Genomic DNA, 18,566 nt, shown 5'->3' on the forward strand with positions numbered 1-18,566 from the left:
TTTTACTCAAACAAAAGATTTTTCACCTTATTGACGTCGCTCCCCGCACATTCCCCTGATTAAAGCTTCATTTCCGCCGGGAATCACCATTTCGAAAAGATTATTCACAAAAGTATAATCGTTATAACCGAGCCGGGCAAGGGGTTTTATCTTGAGAACGTCTACCTTTCCATCTTGTCCTATCACACCATCATCTATGTGGATCATTACAACTCTGCCTATTACAACATCGATTGTGCCCATAGGACTCCTTCCCGGTATCCTTATGAGCTGGTGTAAGACACATTCGAATTTTATAGGCGATTCTGCAACAAGACTGGGCTTTATTTTTAAAGATGGTTCCTTCGAAAGACCCGCAAGTTCAAATTCATCGATTTCAAAAGGAACCTCCATTGCTGTGATGTTGACTTTTTCCCTTAAGTCGTAGGTAGCCATGCTGTATCCGAACTCTCCAGTCCTTTCTATATTTATGATCGTGTCCTTCTTTTGGCCCTTTGTGTTTTGATTAGCCGAGAAGATAACGTAAGGGGGATCAAAGTTGAGGCTTTGAAACTGACTGAAGGGAGCCAAGTTGTGAATACCCTCGGGGCTAACGGTCGATATCCAACCGATCGGTCTTGGTATAACGCAGGATTTGTACGGATTGTAAGGTAATCCGTGGTCGTTAAGCTCTGGGTCATAGCGCATCTTTAGCCTCCTTTACTTTTGTTCGGATGGTGATTTATCGGCAATAACCCCCGTTATTGATTTTTTTGGTAAGGGGGATTATACTTAGACTAGGGTACATTGAAAAAATCTCCTTTTTCAACAAAAATCTTTTTAAAGATCGAAGGAGGTATGGTGAGGAGATTTTTAGAAGAATATACGTGCAATCTGTGCGGCTTCTCTTTTTACTGCTTCGACAGGAAGAATCTCTTCTGTCCCGAGTGTGGAAGTAGTGTGGTAACAAGGGAGATAACAATAGACGAATTCCTAGAAGATGAGAATTTCGAATACTTTTTCAAAGATTACAATCTGACCCGAACCTTGTAGAGTCCGGAACCAGATTTTGAAGGAGCATGGCGATCTAGTTTACGTAGACATTTCCGACGTAGATTTAACCGACAATACCTATACTATCTCCTTTCCTCATGATGATCCAAGACTCGAATGGTACATCGGAAAGACCCGTTTAATAACTCCTGTCCTCCTTTTAGCTGGAAAGCCTCTTAAAGTCATTGATGGTTTAAGAAGAATAAGGTACGCTTCGAAATTAGAGTTAGAAGCCGTTCCAGCGTACGTACTCTCAGTTGAGCCTTATCGGGCGCTTATGATTGCTATCCTTGCCAATATCGCACGGGGCTTAAATATAGTAGAAAAGGCACATGCTATTGCAAAAATGTGTGAGTTCGGGTTCTCGGATGATGAGATATTCGAGCTTATGGGTTTTTTTGGTCTTGGAAGAAGTCAAAAAATAAAGAGTCTTTGTATTAAGATAGCGAGTGAGGAAGAAACGATCAAGTTCTATTTTTGTCAAAATTCCCTCTCTATGAAAACAATAGGCTACTTTTTCGATCTTACAGAGGAAAGCAGGAAAAAACTACTTAACTTTCTTCAAAATAAAAAAATAACTGAAAGTTCGCTACGGGAATTTTTGGAGCTTGTTCTCCTTGCGGAAGTAAAATTCGGTGATATCCCATTTTCTACATTCGAGCAAGCTCAGACGATTGACGAAGCCAAATTTTTACTCAAAAAAGAAGTTTCTCCTTCAATTTCCGCGCTCTGCACGGAATTTTTTGGAATCTTGGGTATGATAAAGTTGCCAAATACCACAAAGATAAAGGTGGATCCCTTCTTCGAAAAAGAGGAGATGGAAATATCGATCTTGGCCAAATCTGTCGAAGATGTCGATCTAGCTTTAAAAAAATTACAAGTAGCTTTAGGAAGGGGGTACTTTGAAAAAATCTTCGCCCTTACACAGGGTAAGATTAGTCGAGCCTAAGGGGCATATCGTAAGGGATTGTCCCGGTACGAAAAATCATATATGTTGCGGTTTGAAGATAATCGACATGATCGAGGGTTGTGTTCTTTTCTGCTCCTACTGCGTTTTGAGGACTTATTTGAATTCTAGTGAAATCAAGGCCGTAAATGATATTAGGTACATTATTTCCCAGATAGATGCCGAGATTGAAAATGAACCTAACCAAGTTATGAGATTCTGTACCGGTGAACTCTCTGACAGTCTCGCCCTTGATAGGATTTTGAGGCTTAATGTCCCGCTTATAGAATTTTTCGGTACTCGGAGGAGGGCTATATTAGAACTTAAGTCAAAATGGGCGTATATTGACCATCTTCTGCCGTATCTGAACAGATACACTGTGATATCGTTCTCAGTTGCACCAGAAAAGATCATAAAAAACGAAGAAAAAAGGACAAGTCCGTTAAGGAAAAGGTTGCTCGCTTTAAAAAAAGCAATAGATGTGGGTCTTTATGTAGGCTTACATTTCGATCCCATAATAATATATCCAGGTTTCGAAAAGGATTACGGAGCATTAATAGATGATATAGCAAGAACAATCGACTTAAAAAGGGTCATATGGGTCAGTCTAGGTGCACTTAGATTTCCAAGATCGTTATTTAGGGTTCTACTCGAGGAAAAGAGAAAAAACCTGTTCTTTGGTGAATTCATTCTTGGCGAAGACGGAAAAATGAGGTATTTAAAGGCTCAAAGAATAAATGCTTATAAACACATTTACGAATGTCTCAAAGAAAAGGACTCTGATCTTTTCATTTACCTTTGCATGGAAAGACCATTTGTGTGGAAGTCGGTTACAGGTGAGGATATAACAAAAAATGCGGATCTTATCTGTAAATTTGATGAGAGAGTCAGATCTTTCTATGGAGGGGAAATATGAGGTTCAAAGACAAAGTAGTTTTTGTAACTGGTGGATCTAGGGGTTTAGGGAAAGCGCTCGTTTCAGCTTTCTTAAAAGAGGGAGCTATAGTAGGTACAAACGGAAGGGATAAAGGAAGGCTCGAAGCATTAAAAAATGAGTACGCAGAGAAGGGAAATCTTGTGGTATATGAGGGGGACATTTCAGATTATCAGAGGATTGAAGAGATTAGCGAAGACTTTGCAGGAAGGCACGGAAGGGTTGATGTTCTTATTAACAACGCAGCGGTGATAAACCCCATTCTTCCATCTGAAAAACTGAAAAAGGAGGATTTCGAAAGAGTAATAGACGTAAACATTAAGGGGACCTTTTATGTAACCTACCACTTTGGTAAAAAGATGCTCGAAAGAAAAAGAGGCCGAATAATAAACATCGCATCTCAAGCAGCTTTATTCGGCGAAAAAGGGTTCCTTCCCTACGCAGTAAGTAAGGCTGCAATAATCTCAATGACCAGAATTCTGGGTTACGAGTGGGCGCAGAAAGGCGTCACCGTATGTGCGTTGGCACCCGGTTTTATAAAGGGAGGAATGAACGAAAGTCTGATTAAAAGAGAAATTTTCGTCGATTTTCTTTCCAAACGTACACCATTAGGGAGAATGGCAGAGATCCATGAATTCGTGTCCCTCGTTCTTTTTCTTGCCTCGGAGGAAGCACAATACATAAACGGAGAAACTATAGTTCTTGATGGCGGAATGACAGGTTACACCGGACAGCCATTTCTGGATTTCTTAGAATCTCTAAAAAAGTAAAGGCAAATTATGAACCTTTTGACCTTCGTTCGGTATACGTTCGATTCAAAGTACCTCATTCGCTGGGTCCTTCCGGGTCTTGCGATCTATATCCCCATTCTCAATTTCTTTTCCATAGGTTACGTAGTGAAGATGGCAAAAACGTTTCTTTTTGGCAATATAGGAATTCCAACATGGGAAAACAAATCCCAGATCTGGGTTGAGGGCCTAAGGATAGTTATTATATGTGTTATCTATTTCGCCCTTCCCTCTTTCATTCTCTCTATAGGTTACTTTTTCTCGAACATGGAAGGCATTGTCGGTTTTATAGGAAAGGTTCTGACATTTTTTTCCTACCCTCTTTTTTTCATCTTCAGTTTTCCACTTCCCTTCGCCTTTTCGGTCTACGCTCAGAAGATGCACATAAAGGATGCCTTCGATTATGAAAAAATACTTGTGGCCATAAAAGAAGTATCTGTCCCATACATTACGGGTTTTATCTGTGCCTTTTTTGCTCTTTTTGTATCAAAAGCTTTGATTGCTATCCCTTATATCGGCTTTATTATTTCTTCCCTTACGACTTATTACACCTTTCTTCTCTCTTCTTATTTTTTTGCAACCCTTTTTAAAAGAGCCACTCTTTAAGGCGTGGAGATGGGATTTACTCTTTTTCTATCAGTTCCACAAGTAGGAAATTTGGGATGAAAAGAAAAGCGATCTTTGTTGTCTTTTTTGGATTTCTTCCCAGATTTATGTCGTAAGCCTCACATTCCCTCGGTTCTACGACAACTCTGAATCCTGCTTGGACAAAGATCTTTTTCGCCTCTTCGATATCTTCCACTTCAAAACAGAGATGGTGTAGTCCCGGTCCTTTTTTTTGAAGAAAATTAGATATGGGTGAATCGGAAGAGGTTGGCGTTAAAATCTCAAGGTATACCCTGTCATTCTCTCCTATATCAGCAAAAGAAGCCGAAACTTTCTGAATTTCATCTGGCACATGCTTAGTGATCGATTCCAGCCCTATCCTTCTTAATATGCTTTCCACTCTTTCCCTCTCTGTCGTCACGAACCCTATGTGATCAAGCTTGAGTTTCATCTCACTTACCGATGCAGAATCTTGTGAATATTTCGTCTAAAATTTCGTCAGTGTAGATTTCTCCTGTGATCTCTCCAATCTTAGACAACGCCTCGTTTAGCTCGAATGCTAAAAATTCCTCAGAAAGGCCAGTTTTTACACCTAATATGGCCCGCTCTAAACATTCTTTCGCTCTTTCCAGTGCGTTTTTGTGCCTAAGGCTCGTTATTATGACTCTTCCTCTTTTTTGCGTTTTTCCTATGATTCTTCTGTATATCGCCTCTTTGAGCTCTCCTATTCCTTCACCCGTGAGGGCTGAAGTCTTTACATAATCGACCCCATTTTCTTCGAAAGATCTCAAATCTAGCTTCACTTCAAGATCGATTTTATTGACCACTGCAATTACATCCGATCCTTTCAGCTCTTCGTAAATTTTCAGGTCTTGATCTGTAAGAGGCGAAGAACCATCTATAACCCAAAGGATGAGATCAGCCTCCGAAATTTTCCTTTTCACTCTCTCTATACCCTCTTTCTCTACGAGATCCTGGGGCTCTCTTATTCCCGCCGTATCTACGATCCTAACCTTTATCCCTTTTAGATTTATCACATCCTCAATTAGATCCCTTGTTGTTCCTGGAATCGGAGTGACGATAGCCCTTTCTTTTAGGACGATTTCGTTTAGAAGGCTCGATTTACCCACATTCGTTCTACCGTAAAGCAGAACCAGATACCCTTCCCTTATTATCTTTCCCCTGCTATATGACTCTAAAAGATATGCGATATGCCTCTTTGCCCTTTCCGCTAAAGAAAGGATCTCTTCTAGGTCGACTGGGATTTCCTCCTCCGGGAAATCTATTTTAGCTTCCACAAGGGCAAGGGCCAGTTTTATGTCGTCTTTTATTTTTCCGATCCTTTTAGACAGTTTTCCATCAAGCTGGGCAAGAGCACAATCGAGTTCCTCTTCACTTTCGCTCTGGATGATGTTTATGACAGATTCGGCCTGCAAGAGATCGATCCTGCCGTTGAGGAAAGCCCTTTTTGTGAATTCCCCTGGTTCCGCAAGTCTTGCGCCGCAGTTTAAGACAACGCTCAAAATCCTCTGTTCTACGAAATATCCGCCATGGGAGTGGATCTCAACTACGTCTTCCCGCGTATAAGTCTTAGGAGCTTTCATGTAGACGGCGAGAACCTCGTCTATTTGCTTTTCCGTATGTGGGTCGACTATTTTTCCCAGATAGAATCTGTGTGAAAGAAATTCTTTTGCTTGAGATTTTGGTCTGAAGATCTTTTTCAAAATAGGATAAGCGAGTGGCCCGCTTATCCTTATAATGCCAATTCCTGATTCTCCTGGTGGAGTTGAAATCGCACAAATTGTATCATCTCTTCCCGTCATCATCTCGTTTCTCTTTTCTTAAGCTTATCACCACTCTCTTTGTCGGACCTTCGCCTTCGCTACGTGTCTCAATCCCTTTGTCGTTCTTAAAGAAGGTATGTATTGTCCTTCTTTCATAGGCGTTAAGTGGCTCAGTCTTTACTGGCTTTCCTGTGCGTTTGACTTTAATCGATAGTCTTTTAGCCATATCGATTAGAGCTCTTCTCCTTCTCTCCCTGTAACCGTTTATGTCGAATAAGAGTTTAAAGTTTTGCTTAAATTTTTTAGCAATCACAAGCCTCAAGATGTACTGAAAAGCTTCCATCACCTCTCCGTTTTTCCCGATGAAAATGTTGCCTTCTTTTGAGGAAAGGCTAAACACAATCCTGTCCTTGATTTTTTTTGTTGTGACCTCAGAGGCCAGCCCTAGCATATCCATCAAAGTCTTTATAAATTTCTTCCCGTACTCTTCCGGAGTCTCCAGTTCATCATGTTTCGTTTTCAGCTTCGCTATTATACGAACTTTTTTTGATCCAAGAATACCGAGTATCCCTTTTGTATCTATCTCCTTAACTTCTATATCAAGGTCTTCTTCTTTTGCGTTCAGTTCAATGCAAGCTTTTTTTACTGCCTCTTCGTAGGTTTTTCCTTCCACTTCAACGTAATTCATGTTTTTCCCCCTATTTTACTTTTTTGTTGATGATTAACTGCTGGAATATGGAGACCACGTTATTTACTAGCCAGTATAGGACAAGCCCAGAAGGAAACCCCCAAAAAAGAAATGTGAAAAAAATTGGCATAAGAAGCATTATCTTTTCCTGAAGTGGGTCACCTCCTGTAGGTGTCATCTTTTGTTGAATGACCTGCGTGATTCCCATAACGAGTGGAAGAACCCTAACGGGGATCGAAAATCCCGCAATCTCTATGGAAAAGAGATCCTCCGGCTCTGATAGATCTTTAATCCAAAGCACGAAAGGAGCATGTCTTAGTTCTATAGCACCCGTCAATGCCTTATAGAGAGCAAAGAAGACCGGAATCTGGATGAGGATCGGGAGACAACCGCTCATAGGATTTATCCCTCTTCTCCTATAAAGCTCCATAAGCTCCTGGTTGAGCTTTTCTCTGTTATCTTTATACTTTTCTCTCAGCTTAGCAATCTGGGGCTGAAGTTTTTGCATCTCTTTCATCGATTTATAGCTCTTCACTGTAAGGGGATGGAAAAGAATCTTTATGAGGATGGTGAGGATTATTATGTCGACGCCGTAGTTACCGGTCAGTTTGTGGGAAAAATTAAGGATTGCAACGAGAGGTTTTGCTATTAAGTCGAACCATCCAAAGTCGATTATCTTTTCTGCTTTAACGTTGAGGGCCTTTAAGATTTCAGTCTTTTTTGGACCAAAAAAAAGTTTACCCGATATATCTTCGCCTTTAGGCAATAATCTCACAGCCGGAACGTTTTCCTCGGTCTTCGTGATGAGAAGTTCGGGCTTTTTATCTTCCGGTATCCATATGATGGCAAAATAGCCCTCATCGAGCCCAGCGTACTTATAATCTTTCTTAGGGGTTATCTTCCTTTCAACCTTTTCTATCTGTTCCAAATTTTTACCATCAAATACAAACGGTCCTTTGAAAGTGTGTGTCTTTTTTGTGGCAGAAATGGCCGCAATATCAAGGCCCAGTGTTGATTCAGTTTGTGTGTCCGTGTCGATTTTAAAATCCATATAGTACTCTGACGGGTATATCTTATAAGTCTTTGTCACGGAACCGCCATTCGAAAGCGAACAGACAAATGTTATTTCCTTTGGAGAATCTTTGACAACTAAACCATGAGAGGGTCCTTGACACACTGGCTCCTCTTGAAGCCTGTCTTCTACGAGAAATCCCAGAGCCGGAATAGAAGAGTAAGGCTTTATGTCTTCTATTAACTCTTTTTCCTTCTCTTCCTTTATGCTCTCTTTGTACCCTTTGAGCTTTACGCTTTTAATTCCACCGCCTGCCTCCGTAAAAGTCACTCTGAATACTGAATTCTCAACAACTATCTCTTTCGGGGAAAACCTTAAGGGTGTAACCTTTTTAGGGAACCTTTCACCTTCAATCTTTTTTTCGACTGGCTTCTTCTCCGTTTTTTTGGAGGGCTCCTGAGGCTTGGGTGTAAAATAAACCTGGAAGATGAATAGCACGAGAAGCATCAGTATAAACGCAAGTATGACTCTCTTTTCCATGCGCTTCCTCCATCATGGAACAGGATCGTAACCTCCGGGAAAAAAAGGATTACACCTGAGTATCCTTTTTAGAGCAAGTAGAATCCCTTTTACTATCCCCTTTTTTTCTATAGCCTCTTTTGCGTACGCGGAACACGTAGGATAATATCTGCACTCACAGGGAAGAAAAGGTGAAACGAAGATTCTGTAAAGCTCTATAAGGTGAACCACTATTCTTCTCATCCCTGCCTTTCCCCTTTAAAGAGCGCCAAAAATTCGCTCTCCAGTGTCGTAAGACCAGGGTTTTCTGGGATCTTCTTCACCTTAATAAGCACTTTTTTTTGGGCTGGCAAAAGGTCCCTGTGGAGTCTTAAAAATTCTCTGGTTATCCTCTTAATCCTATTCCTCCTTACCGCATTGCCTACTTTTTTACTAACAGAAACGTAAAAAGGCGTCATTTCACCGTCATCATCCGTCTCAAAAAGCCGAAAATGTTCCGTCTCTCTAATTCTCACCCAGTTTTTTTTGTTCGAGTTTAAAAGCTTTTGTTTTTTTTTGCGTCCAGATTCCTCTTTGGGGAAGATAGAGGACATGGACTGAGATAGATCCTAAGAATCGTCCCTTAAACGGTAAGCTGTTTTCGGCCTTTGGCCCGTCGCCTATTTATAACCTTTCTTCCGCCTTTAGTCCTCATTCTCACTAAAAACCCGTGTGTCCTCTTTCTTCTTACGTTGTGTGGCTGATACGTCCGCTTCATTTTCCACCTCTTTCCGTTTTGTGGAATAAAATATCAACAAAGGCCGACTTATGTCAAACTCCTCGAATTGAGAGAAACTCTTAGGAGTGATTCCTATAAGGTTTCAATTCTACCGGCTCTACTTGTAGCCGCTTTTCCAAAACTTTTACTTGAACAAATTAAAAAAAGCCCGTTCGACAAAAGGTTTAGGTAGGCTTCGGCGCTCTCGGTATTTAATCTCAACTTTTCTATTAAGTCCGGAAACAAAGTATGGTACAATCACGTCAAGAATGCTTTTTGCGTGATTCATCGGATAATAAACGCTTACCATAAGGTATGTGATTGGCTCAGTTTATTCTTAACGTACAAAATGTAGAAGTTGCAGATGATAAAATACGAAATAGGACTGTTTAGATGGTCCTCAAATCTGTAGTACTAGTTTTGAGTACAGCTTTACTGTTAGTTTGTCTTTCAACGGAAGTGACCTCGAAGACTTTAGCAATCTGGCTTTCCATATATTTTGACATCCAGAATATGAAAACAAGAGTTAAGGAAAAAATAAGAGAAGTCGACCTAAAGATAGCCAAAAATGAGGAAAATTTAAAGGAAGTAACCAAACTTCTTGCCGACATTCAGAAAGCAAAGGCTACAGGAACCGAAGAACAGAAAAAGAATGCCATGCTTGCTGAACCCCTTGCCCAGAAATCCTATCTTACGGCAAAAGAAACCCAAAAAAAATTGAGCACTCAAAGAATGGAACTCCTTATGGAGTTGGAGAGGTTAAATATCGAAGAAAGAAGGCTAAAATCAGACTATGAGACGATAATTTCGCAAAAAACCGTTGGAGTCGTAAAAAATTGCTCAGGTGAAGTAAAGGTTATAAATGTAAACGATAAGAGTTCCGCTCAATGTAAAATATACTCGACTTTTCGAGAAGGAGACATGATAATTACAGGCCGTGATGGAAGAGCTGAGATTGTCTTTCTTGAAGGTAGAGGTAAGCTTAAGCTTGAGCCGGATACGAGTTTTATCATCACTAAAGACGATCCTTCGGAAGAGATCTTTGAATTCTTAAAGGGAAAAATCCATGTCCAGATCGAGAATCAAAAAAGATATTTGGAGAAACTTGAAAGGATCATCGATGAGTACAAGGAGGATCTAAGAACTATAAAGGGATGGATGGAGGAAAAGATAGGAAAGGAAGAGCAAAAGAGATTCTATATATGGGTTTGCGAGTTTTTTCATCCTGGTTATGTATGCACTCCCTCCGGCCCAATCTCACCCTACGCCACATTTGGTGCGCGGGGAACGGAGTTTATATGTGAAGCGGATGGGAGCAAATTAAGACTTCTAGTATTTCAAGGAGAGGTGGAAGTAACAATAACCAAAACTAACGAGACTCTCATAATCCCTAAAGGCACCGAGGCATTGATCGAGCCTTCGGGCAGGATAACTCAGTATAGGTTTAGATGATGGACTTACTCACCTTTGCCCAATTGATCCGTAATAAGTAATTGTCTATCAAAATCGTTTTACAAAAATAACGTTAAGCCTAATCAGTAGCTGAGGCCTATCAGGTGGTTGAGCTTCATCTCTACGTTTGTCAAATCGCCAAGGCGATCCCAACGGGTCTTCAATCTCCTTGCTATTTGCATAAGTTTTCACAAATCTTGTTCATCATCATCAAAACCTTCCACTGGCGTTTCTATCCCTTTCAATTTGGCCTCAAAAGATGAATGTTTTTCAAAACCTTAAATTAAGGGACAGGTTTTTGCATCGTGCCGACTTCGATAAAGTTTCACAAGAGACACCAAATCCATGTGTCAGCCATTTGTATTCGGTTATCGTACGCGCCCCTACGGTATATAGAACGGAGGTTTATAATTTCAAATTCCACAAAAATAGGATTCCTCGTCTGGACCGTACTTTTTAAGATTCATTCATCGACCTTGTAAGTCACGGTTACATGATGGTTTCAGTAAGAAAGATCTAAACGTTTAACTGATTTTTCGGGCAGAAAAGATAGGATGACCGGATTTAAAAAAGACTCAATTTCTTGACTTGTGCCTCGAGATGTATTAAACTACGGGCTACTTTAAAGGTTAATCATCATGAGGACGCACTTTCCAAAAAAGGAAGAGATAAAGAGGGACTGGTACCTTATAGATGCAAATGGATTGACCCTCGGTCGGCTTGCATCGAAGATTGCCACAATGCTTATGGGAAAAACAAAACCATCTTACACCCCGCACCTCGACTGCGGGGATTATGTGGTGGTAATAAATGCTGAAAAGATAAAGGTTACGGGGAAAAAGCTCCTTAGCAAATTCTATGCGCGTCACAGTGGCTATCCGGGAGGCATAAAACTCACGAATCTAAAGACAATGTTAGAAAAGAAGCCAGAAGAAGTGTTAAAGCTTGCCGTTAAAGGAATGTTGCCCAAGGGAAGCTTGGGGAGAAAGATGTTAAAAAAATTAAAAGTTTATAGAGGTAGCCAACATCCACATTTTGCCCAGAGTCCCAAGCCCCTTGACATGAAGGAGGTAATCTGTGGCTGAGAAGAGATACTACGCAACTGGTAAGAGGAAAACAGCCGTTGCGAGAGTGTGGATAAAACAGGGACAAGGAAACTATCTTATCAATGGGAGGAGCTTGGAGGAGTACTTTCCCGTCTACGAGTGGCGGTACTTGGTCAATAGGCCATTCATAGTCACAAATACTCTTGCAAAATTTGATGTCATAGCAAATGTCCGGGGAGGAGGACTTACTGCCCAAGCTTGGGCAATAGGTCACGGCATAGCTAAAGCCCTTGTTGAGTACAATCAGAATTTGAGGCCGGCGCTGAAAAAGGAGGGTCTCCTTAGAAGGGATCCAAGGGTAAAAGAGAGAAAGAAGTACGGAAGAAGGGGAGCAAGAAGGGGCTTCCAGTTCTCCAAGAGATAGAAGCCTCCATGTATCGGGTGGGAGTTGTCGGAGCAACAGGGTATACTGGACAAGTGCTCCTCTCCATACTTCTTAACCACCCCGATGTCGAAATAGTTTTTATAACCTCCAATACTTACGAGGGACAAAAAGTATCTCAGGTCTTTCCCTCTTTTTTTAAGCTTTTCGAAGAAAGGCTTATAAAGACTGATCAGGATCTCAAAGGAAAATGTGATGTCTTTTTTTTGTGCCTTCCCCACGGTTCATCAATGGAGAAAGCTAAGGAGCTTTACGACGGAAAGTGCCTCATTATAGATCTCAGCGCGGATTTTAGGTTCGAAGATCGGGCTCTCTATGAGCGTTACTATACCTTTCATAAGGCTCCAGAGCTTTTATCCGAGAGCGTTTACGGATTACCAGAAATATACAGAGACACCATAAGAAAAAAAAAGCTCATCGCTAATCCCGGCTGCTATGTGACATCGGCGTTGCTTGCCCTTTACCCATTGCTCAAGCGGGGTCTTATTGATGGGCAGGTATTTATAGATTCCAAATCCGGTGTTAGTGGAGCCGGGCGTGAATTAAAATTGGGAAGCCTCTTTTGCGAAGTGTCGGAAGGGATTAGAGCGTACAACGTAGGTAACCACAGACATGAACCGGAGATTCAAAAAGAGGTTAACAAATTCCAAAATGTGAAAATTACGTTCGTCCCACATCTGGTACCCATGAACAGGGGGATTTTGACGTGCGTATACGGAAAGCTAAAAACTAAAATCTCAACGGAGGAGCTCTTAGATATTTTTAGAACCGAATACATGTCCCACCACTTCGTAAGGGTCCTAGATAAAGACTTATTTCCTGATACAAGGTTTGTTAGGTTTTCAAATTTCTGTGACATTGGCGGAAAGGCCTTCGAGGATGGGAGATTCATTGTAATTTCAGCAATAGATAATCTAGTCAAAGGGGCATCCGGACAGGCTGTCCAGAATATGAATATAGCTTTGGGGCTGGACGAAAGGACCGGACTTACATCTTTGCCTCTTTATCCTTAAAATTTCAGTGTTTAAAAAGTCTCTGGCCGGTGAAAACCATAGTCACGTTCCTTTCGTTACACGCTTCTATGACCTCAAAGTCCCTTTCCGAACCTCCCGGTTGAATTACGGCCGTTATACCTTCTTTTATAGCCGCATCAACACCATCTCTGAAAGGGAAGAAACCGTCCGACACAAGGACAGAACCCTTAAGTCCTGCACACTCAGCTTTAGCCAATTCTTCAATCTCTAGAAGATCCTTCAAGTTTCTTTCCCCTCTTTCTGCCTCAAGTTTAAAAACCGCATAAGGTACGCCGTATTTTTTGAAGACCTCTTTGTCGATAAATTTTTTGTACGCCTTAAATATCGCTATCTCGACAACTCCAACCCTATCTTGCTCACCTGTCCCAATAGATACTGTCGATTCGTCTTTGACGAATAAAACCGAGTTGGAAGTTACCCCTACCTCCACATACCATCCAAAAAGCATATCCTCGTACTCTTTTTCAGTAGGAGGTCTATTAATCTTGTATGTCTTCCCCTTGTACGTGGCTTCGGCTATTTTAAGATCTTCCTTACTTTTTATTTTGAAAGGCTGGGATTCTTGGACGATAAGCCCGCCGTCTATCAAGGTCTTTATATCAAGGAAGCGTTTGAATTTATACTCGTAGAGCCTCTCAATCTCTTCAATTTTCAGAATTCTAAGGTTCTTCCATTTCTTTAAAATGTCTAAAGCCCCTCCCTCATAGTCAGGAGCACACACAACTTCAAAGTAATTTCTCGCTACTAGTTCGGCAGTCTCTTTATCAACTGTCCTTGTAAGTACTACCGCCCCACCAAACGCAGCAATTCGGTCAGCCCAAAATGCTTTGTCAAAAGCTTCTGCGAGGGTCGATCCGTATGCAACTCCGGAAGGATTATTGTGCTTCATGATGGCACAGGCCGGCTTTTTATCCAAAAATTTTAAAATGTTTAGGGCATTGTCCACATCTGTAAGGTTTATCTTTCCGGGGTGCTTTCCAGTCTGTAACATATCCTCCTCTCTTATCTTACTTACAAGTCCCCTTTCAGGATCGAAAAACCGAACATCCCCAAGAATCACGTTACCGTTTATAAGCTCATAAAGGGCTGCGGGCTGGTCCGGATTTTCTCCGTACCTTAAGCCCCGTTCCACATTCAATTTTTCGTCCTCGTCGTAAATGTTCCATGTCCTTTTTCTGAATATAAGCTTCTGACCTCCAATGTCGATGGTTATGGTTTCAGGGAAGTTGTCCTTTACTATCTTTCTGTACATGCTTTTTATTTCCATTTCCATCCTCCTCTTAGAGCCTTGAAAATTCTCGTCTAATTGCTTCCGTCATGGAATTTACATCAAGACTCTCATAAGTGAGAGTCTCCTCCGTATCACCAGAAACTCCGTACTTTTTTACACCGAAGGAGATAAACTTTCCTCTAAATCCTTCCTCAAGGAAAAATTTGCAAAGGACCTGAGCTATGCCGGTATTTACGTTGTGATCCTCGTACGTTATCACAAGGGGAAACGAAATAAAACGTTTAAACGTGTCTCTGTCGACTTCAAGGACACAGGGCATGTTGACTACGGCAAGTGATATACCGTGTTTCTCTAAATTTTTCCTTATCCTTATTGCCCGGTCAACCATCCCTCCGTAAGTTATTAGAACCGCATCTTTGCCGTCTCGCACAATGTCTGCTTTGCCGTATTCAAACTCGTACGAATCACCGTATAGGGGCCTTCCATCCTCAGAGTAAATGACGGGCCATCTACTTCTGCCCATGGCCACTATAAAGTTACCGGGTCTACTTGCGACGTATCTTATCACTCTGTCTGTCTGGTTTGGATCGCAGGGAACAATCACTCTGTAACTGAAAAGATTGCGGGCGAGTCCTATGTAGTCGATACACTGGTGAGTCTTTCCATCCTGTCCTACATCGAGACCTACGTGTGTAAGGATGAGCTTGAGATTCGTTCCGTTTATGTCGTTTAACCTATGCTGATTGTAAGTCTCGTCTATCCCGAATACCCCAAAATCGGCAAAAAATGTGAGAATCCCCGTAATCGAGACGGCCCCGGCTAACGTTGCGGTACTATGTTCCTGGATTCCACACTGAAAGAAGTAATCTGGATACGCCTTGGAAAAATCTACAGTTTTAACCGATGGTGCGAGATCGCAGTCAAAAACCGAAACGTACCTGCCGTATGGGATATTTCTGTCCGCAATGTCTTTTAAGGCCCGACCAAACGCCGTTCTATTGTCGATCTTCTCTTCTTCGTGGTAAGTGAAAGGTTTCCCGACATCGTACCTTTGAAAATCCTCTTTTTCGAGTTTGATCTCGAAGGACCAACATCCCTTCCTTTTTTCCCTGTATTCCTCAAGGTCATCATGGATGCCCAAAATTCTTATGGCTTCTCTGTACTCTTCTTCCGTAAGCGGAGTACCATGGTATTTTTCATTGTTTTCCATAAAAGGAACACCTTTACCCATTACTGTATGCGCCAGAATGCAAACCGGGTTTTCTATCTCTAGTGATCTTTTTATTGCCGTGTATATCTCTTTGTGATCATGCCCATCTACTTCTAGGACATCCCATCCGTCGGAAAGGTAGTTTTCCACGATATTTTGAGGCATAACCTTATCGATCCTGCCACAAATTTGGAGTTTGTTGTAATCTATTATGACTCTGATGTTGTTAAGGCCGTACTTAACGGCGAATCTCCTTGCCTCTGAAACCTGACCTTTTTGTTGTTCCCCGTCACTCATAATCACAAAGACGTTAATATTCTCTTTTTTGAGCTTTGAAGCTAAAGCGAACCCACAACCCGCAGAAAGCCCCTGACCCAGATTGCCCGTGGACCAGTCTATAAATGGGATACCCCTTATAACGTGACCTTCGTAGGGACTTCCACCTTTTCTAAAAAAAGCGATGACCTCGTCAAGGGGAAGATATCCTGTGCGGGCTAGGGCCGCGTAAACTCCTGGCGATGTGTGACCGTGGCTTACCACTATCCTGTCTCTCGGGGATTCCGTAAGTTTTGCGTACGAAAAAAGAACTATGTAAATGTCGACTGATGACATTGAACCACCGGGATGCCCAGATTTGGCTAAGGTTGTCATTTTGAGTATGTCACCCCTTGCTAAGCGGGCAAGTTCTGCAAGACGCAAGCATTCGGCATCGGACAATGAATCTTTATCAAACATCACTTCTCTCCTTTTATGAAGAAATTACAGCTATTTTTCAGCTCACATCTGTTACATTCAGGTTTTCTAGCCTTACAAACGTACCTTCCATGAAGGATAAGGAGTAAAGAGAGGTCTAACCATCTATCCCTAGGCACTTTCTTTTTCAGATCGATCTCTATTCTTTCCGGATCTTCAAAATCGGTAAGACCGATTCTATTCGCTACCCTTTTTACGTGAGTATCTACAATGAGAGCCGGTTTCTTATAAGCGCAACCCACTATCATGTTGGCTGACTTTCTTCCAATCCCTTTCACACTCGCAAGGAGATCTATATCTTCGGGTACCTTTCCGGAAAAACGGATTTTTATCTCTTCCGCAATGTTTTTCAGCGTCTTCGCTTTGTTTCTGAAAAATCCCGTAGGTTTTATGTCCTCTTCTAGTTCCTCGATCTTAACAGCAATGTAATCATCGAGTGATCTGTACTTTTTAAACAATTTTTCAGTTACCTTATTTACCCTCTCGTCAGTGCACTGGGCTGAAAGAACCGTTGCCACAGTAAGTTCCAAAGGATTCGAAAAGTTAAGTTCACACCTCGGTTCTCCGTGCATATTTTTAAGTCGTTCTATGAGTTCTTCTACGTTTTTCATAGGCTGTTTTTTCTCTTTTTCAAGAAAAACTCCCTCAGTTCAGAAGAACTTCTTGTGTTTAAAACGTCTTTTTTTTCGAGCCATCCCTTTCTCGCAATGGCCACACCGTACGCCAAATCCGTAAGCTCGGTTTTAGAGTGGGCGTCGGGATTTATGGAAATCAAAATCCCATTCGATTTTGTCATCTTCAAATAGCGCCAGTCCATATCTAGTCTATAAGGACTGGAGTTAAGTTCTATCACAATCCCCCTTTCTTTTGCAGTCCTTAAAATCTCCTCCATATCGACGGCATATCCTTTCCTTGATAGAAGAAGTCTCCCTGTTGGATGGCCGAGCATTGTCACATAAGGATTTTCAAGGGCCTTTTTTATCCTTTCTGTCTGTTCTTTAATTCCGAGATTGAAATGGGAATGTACCGAAGCAATAACAAAGTCAAAATTTCTTAAGATTTCTGGAGGGTAATCTAGACTTCCGTCAGGCAGAATGTCACTCTCAATGCCTTTAAAGACATAAAAGCTTTCCTCCTTCCTATTTATCTCGTCTATGATCTCCCACTGCCTCTTTAAATCCTCAACTTTTAAACCCCTCGCATAATAAGCGCTTCTACTGTGATCGCTTATACCCACATACTCCATTCCCATTTTTTTGCAGAACTCGATAATCTTCTCTATTGGATCGATCCCGTCACTAAAGTCAGAATGGACATGAAAGAGACCTTTTATGTCCTCTTCTTTTACAAGCTCAGGAAGACCATTCTTTTTTGCCGCTTCTAGCTCTCCCATATCTTCTCGAAGCTCTGGAGGTATAAACTGGAGCCCTATAAAATTGTAAATCTCCTCTTCCGTATTTAAGGTGATCAGTTTTTCGCCATTTGTGATCGAAGATGGATTAAGACTGAGACCTTCATTTTTGAAATGGGCTTTCAATTTTTTTATGTGGTTTTCGCTACCTGTCAGATGAAGCAAAAGATGTGCATACTCGGGTGGAGCTGCTATTCTTATCTCCACGTTAATTCCCGAAACTGTTTTAAAAACGGCTGAGTTTTCATCTTCAAATATTAGGCCCTGGATTAAGGGGAGCCTCAATAGGTATTCGATTACTTTCTCTTTTGATTCTCCCCCAACAAGAACATCTATATCCCTTACAGTTTCTTTTCTTCTACGGATGCTCCCACAAATCTCAACACGGCATAGAGGGAAACGCTCTTTTAAAATCTCCTTTAGCATTAAAGCTCTCGGTTCAGCATCCACTAGCAAGAACTCATTTTGGTGCTTTTTTAGGAATTCTATACCCGCCAGTATTTTCTCTTGCGTTTTTTTTCCAAAACCGAAAAGGGTCATCAATCGGTTCTCTTTGATAGCGTATTCCAGTTCTCCCAGGTTCGTTATCCCGAGTTTCTCGTAAATTACTCTTATCCTTTTCGGACCTAGGTGGGGAACCTTCATAAGCTCAAGGATAGAGGGAGGAAATTCTCTTTTTAACTCTTCATAAAGAGAGATAGTTCCCCTTTCGTAATACTCTTCTATTTTTCTCGAGAGGCCCTCCCCTATCCCTTCTATCTTTTTAAGCCGCCCTTCAATTATGAGTTCCTCGAGATTGTCAATTTGAGAAAGTACTTTTGCCGCATTCTGATAAGCCCTAACCTTATAGGGGTTTTCCCCTTTTATCTCCAAAAGAGCCGCGATCTCTTCGAAAATAAGAGGAAGAGCCGTAAGATTCAC

21 protein-coding genes are annotated in these 18,566 nt (G+C 41.5%); 9 read left to right on the plus strand and 12 right to left on the minus strand.

Translation table 11 applies throughout. The features are described 5' to 3' along the window. Positions 1–27: 27 nt before the first annotated feature. Positions 28–687 (minus strand): flavin reductase family protein, encoded by a 660-nt coding sequence (locus tag NZ583_05760; protein MCS7281115.1) that lies wholly within the window; start codon positions 685–687, stop codon positions 28–30. A 150-nt stretch (positions 688–837) separates the two neighbouring features. Between NZ583_05760 and NZ583_05765 the strand changes: the two genes are divergently transcribed. Genes NZ583_05765 through NZ583_05785 form a run of 5 tightly spaced genes read left to right on the plus strand, consistent with a single transcriptional unit; the run spans position 838 to position 4,306 of the window. After that, on the plus strand, positions 838–1,032 hold the full coding sequence (locus tag NZ583_05765; protein MCS7281116.1) for a hypothetical protein: 195 nt from the start codon (positions 838–840) through the stop codon (positions 1,030–1,032). A 16-nt stretch (positions 1,033–1,048) separates the two neighbouring features. Then, positions 1,049–1,981 (plus strand): ParB/RepB/Spo0J family partition protein, encoded by a 933-nt coding sequence (locus tag NZ583_05770; GenBank protein MCS7281117.1) that lies wholly within the window; start codon positions 1,049–1,051, stop codon positions 1,979–1,981. Then, a complete protein-coding gene (locus NZ583_05775; protein MCS7281118.1) occupies positions 1,935–2,894 on the plus strand; it encodes a hypothetical protein in 960 nt (319 codons plus the stop codon). The genes NZ583_05770 and NZ583_05775 overlap by 47 nt, the downstream gene beginning before the upstream one ends. After that, positions 2,891–3,682: an SDR family oxidoreductase gene (locus tag NZ583_05780; protein MCS7281119.1), complete on the plus strand. Its 792-nt coding sequence runs from the start codon at positions 2,891–2,893 to the stop codon at positions 3,680–3,682. Before NZ583_05775 ends, NZ583_05780 begins: the two co-directional genes overlap by 4 nt. A 9-nt stretch (positions 3,683–3,691) precedes the next feature. Continuing rightward, complete coding sequence (locus NZ583_05785; protein ID MCS7281120.1) at positions 3,692–4,306, plus strand: DUF4013 domain-containing protein; 615 nt, start codon at positions 3,692–3,694, stop codon at positions 4,304–4,306. Positions 4,307–4,322: 16 nt separating this feature from the next. Here NZ583_05785 and NZ583_05790 read toward each other — a convergent pair whose 3' ends face one another. The 7 genes from NZ583_05790 to rpmH all read right to left on the minus strand — a co-directional run bounded on the left by NZ583_05790 (position 4,323) and on the right by rpmH (position 9,066). Further along, positions 4,323–4,757 (minus strand): VOC family protein, encoded by a 435-nt coding sequence (locus tag NZ583_05790; protein ID MCS7281121.1) that lies wholly within the window; start codon positions 4,755–4,757, stop codon positions 4,323–4,325. A gap of 1 nt (position 4,758) precedes the next feature. Continuing rightward, positions 4,759–6,132, minus strand: coding sequence for a tRNA uridine-5-carboxymethylaminomethyl(34) synthesis GTPase MnmE (mnmE, locus tag NZ583_05795; protein MCS7281122.1), 1,374 nt, complete (start codon positions 6,130–6,132; stop codon positions 4,759–4,761). Continuing rightward, a complete protein-coding gene (locus NZ583_05800) occupies positions 6,113–6,778 on the minus strand; it encodes a protein jag (GenBank protein MCS7281123.1) in 666 nt (221 codons plus the stop codon). The genes mnmE and NZ583_05800 overlap by 20 nt, the downstream gene beginning before the upstream one ends. A gap of 10 nt (positions 6,779–6,788) precedes the next feature. Continuing rightward, entirely contained in the window at positions 6,789–8,330 is a 1,542-nt protein-coding gene (gene yidC, locus NZ583_05805; protein ID MCS7281124.1) for a membrane protein insertase YidC, read from the minus strand. 12 nt (positions 8,331–8,342) lie between these two features. Next, positions 8,343–8,552 carry a membrane protein insertion efficiency factor YidD gene (gene yidD, locus NZ583_05810; protein MCS7281125.1) on the minus strand — a complete coding sequence of 70 codons (210 nt, stop codon included), beginning with the start codon at positions 8,550–8,552 and terminating at the stop codon, positions 8,343–8,345. Then, positions 8,549–8,824, minus strand: coding sequence for a ribonuclease P protein component (gene rnpA / locus NZ583_05815; protein MCS7281126.1), 276 nt, complete (start codon positions 8,822–8,824; stop codon positions 8,549–8,551). Before rnpA ends, yidD begins: the two co-directional genes overlap by 4 nt. 107 nt (positions 8,825–8,931) lie before the next feature. Continuing rightward, complete coding sequence (gene rpmH, locus NZ583_05820; protein MCS7281127.1) at positions 8,932–9,066, minus strand: 50S ribosomal protein L34; 135 nt, start codon at positions 9,064–9,066, stop codon at positions 8,932–8,934. 513 nt (positions 9,067–9,579) lie between these two features. Between rpmH and NZ583_05825 the strand changes: the two genes are divergently transcribed. From NZ583_05825 to argC, 4 genes are all read left to right on the plus strand, one after another. Then, entirely contained in the window at positions 9,580–10,518 is a 939-nt protein-coding gene (locus NZ583_05825) for a FecR family protein (protein MCS7281128.1), read from the plus strand. Between the two features lie 638 nt (positions 10,519–11,156). Next, positions 11,157–11,603, plus strand: coding sequence for a 50S ribosomal protein L13 (gene rplM / locus NZ583_05830; protein MCS7281129.1), 447 nt, complete (start codon positions 11,157–11,159; stop codon positions 11,601–11,603). Further along, complete coding sequence (gene rpsI, locus NZ583_05835) at positions 11,596–11,988, plus strand: 30S ribosomal protein S9 (protein ID MCS7281130.1); 393 nt, start codon at positions 11,596–11,598, stop codon at positions 11,986–11,988. The genes rplM and rpsI overlap by 8 nt, the downstream gene beginning before the upstream one ends. An 8-nt stretch (positions 11,989–11,996) precedes the next feature. Further along, positions 11,997–13,019 (plus strand): N-acetyl-gamma-glutamyl-phosphate reductase, encoded by a 1,023-nt coding sequence (gene argC, locus NZ583_05840; GenBank protein MCS7281131.1) that lies wholly within the window; start codon positions 11,997–11,999, stop codon positions 13,017–13,019. A 4-nt stretch (positions 13,020–13,023) separates the two neighbouring features. On the opposite strand, the gene NZ583_05845 is transcribed toward argC, so the two are convergent. The 4 genes from NZ583_05845 to polX are packed head-to-tail and all read right to left on the minus strand — an operon-like array spanning position 13,024 to position 18,566. After that, positions 13,024–14,313 (minus strand): IMP cyclohydrolase, encoded by a 1,290-nt coding sequence (locus tag NZ583_05845; protein MCS7281132.1) that lies wholly within the window; start codon positions 14,311–14,313, stop codon positions 13,024–13,026. 7 nt (positions 14,314–14,320) lie between these two features. Continuing rightward, positions 14,321–16,216, minus strand: a complete 1,896-nt coding sequence (locus tag NZ583_05850; GenBank protein ID MCS7281133.1) for a transketolase — start codon at positions 16,214–16,216, stop codon at positions 14,321–14,323. Continuing rightward, positions 16,216–16,845 (minus strand): endonuclease III, encoded by a 630-nt coding sequence (gene nth / locus NZ583_05855; protein MCS7281134.1) that lies wholly within the window; start codon positions 16,843–16,845, stop codon positions 16,216–16,218. Before nth ends, NZ583_05850 begins: the two co-directional genes overlap by 1 nt. Next, a complete protein-coding gene (polX, locus tag NZ583_05860) occupies positions 16,842–18,566 on the minus strand; it encodes a DNA polymerase/3'-5' exonuclease PolX (GenBank protein MCS7281135.1) in 1,725 nt (574 codons plus the stop codon). Before polX ends, nth begins: the two co-directional genes overlap by 4 nt.

The sequence above is a fragment of the Thermodesulfobacteriota bacterium genome (assembly GCA_025062045.1).
In the GTDB taxonomy this organism is placed as follows: Bacteria; Desulfobacterota; Syntrophorhabdia; order Syntrophorhabdales; family JANXAF01; genus JANXAF01.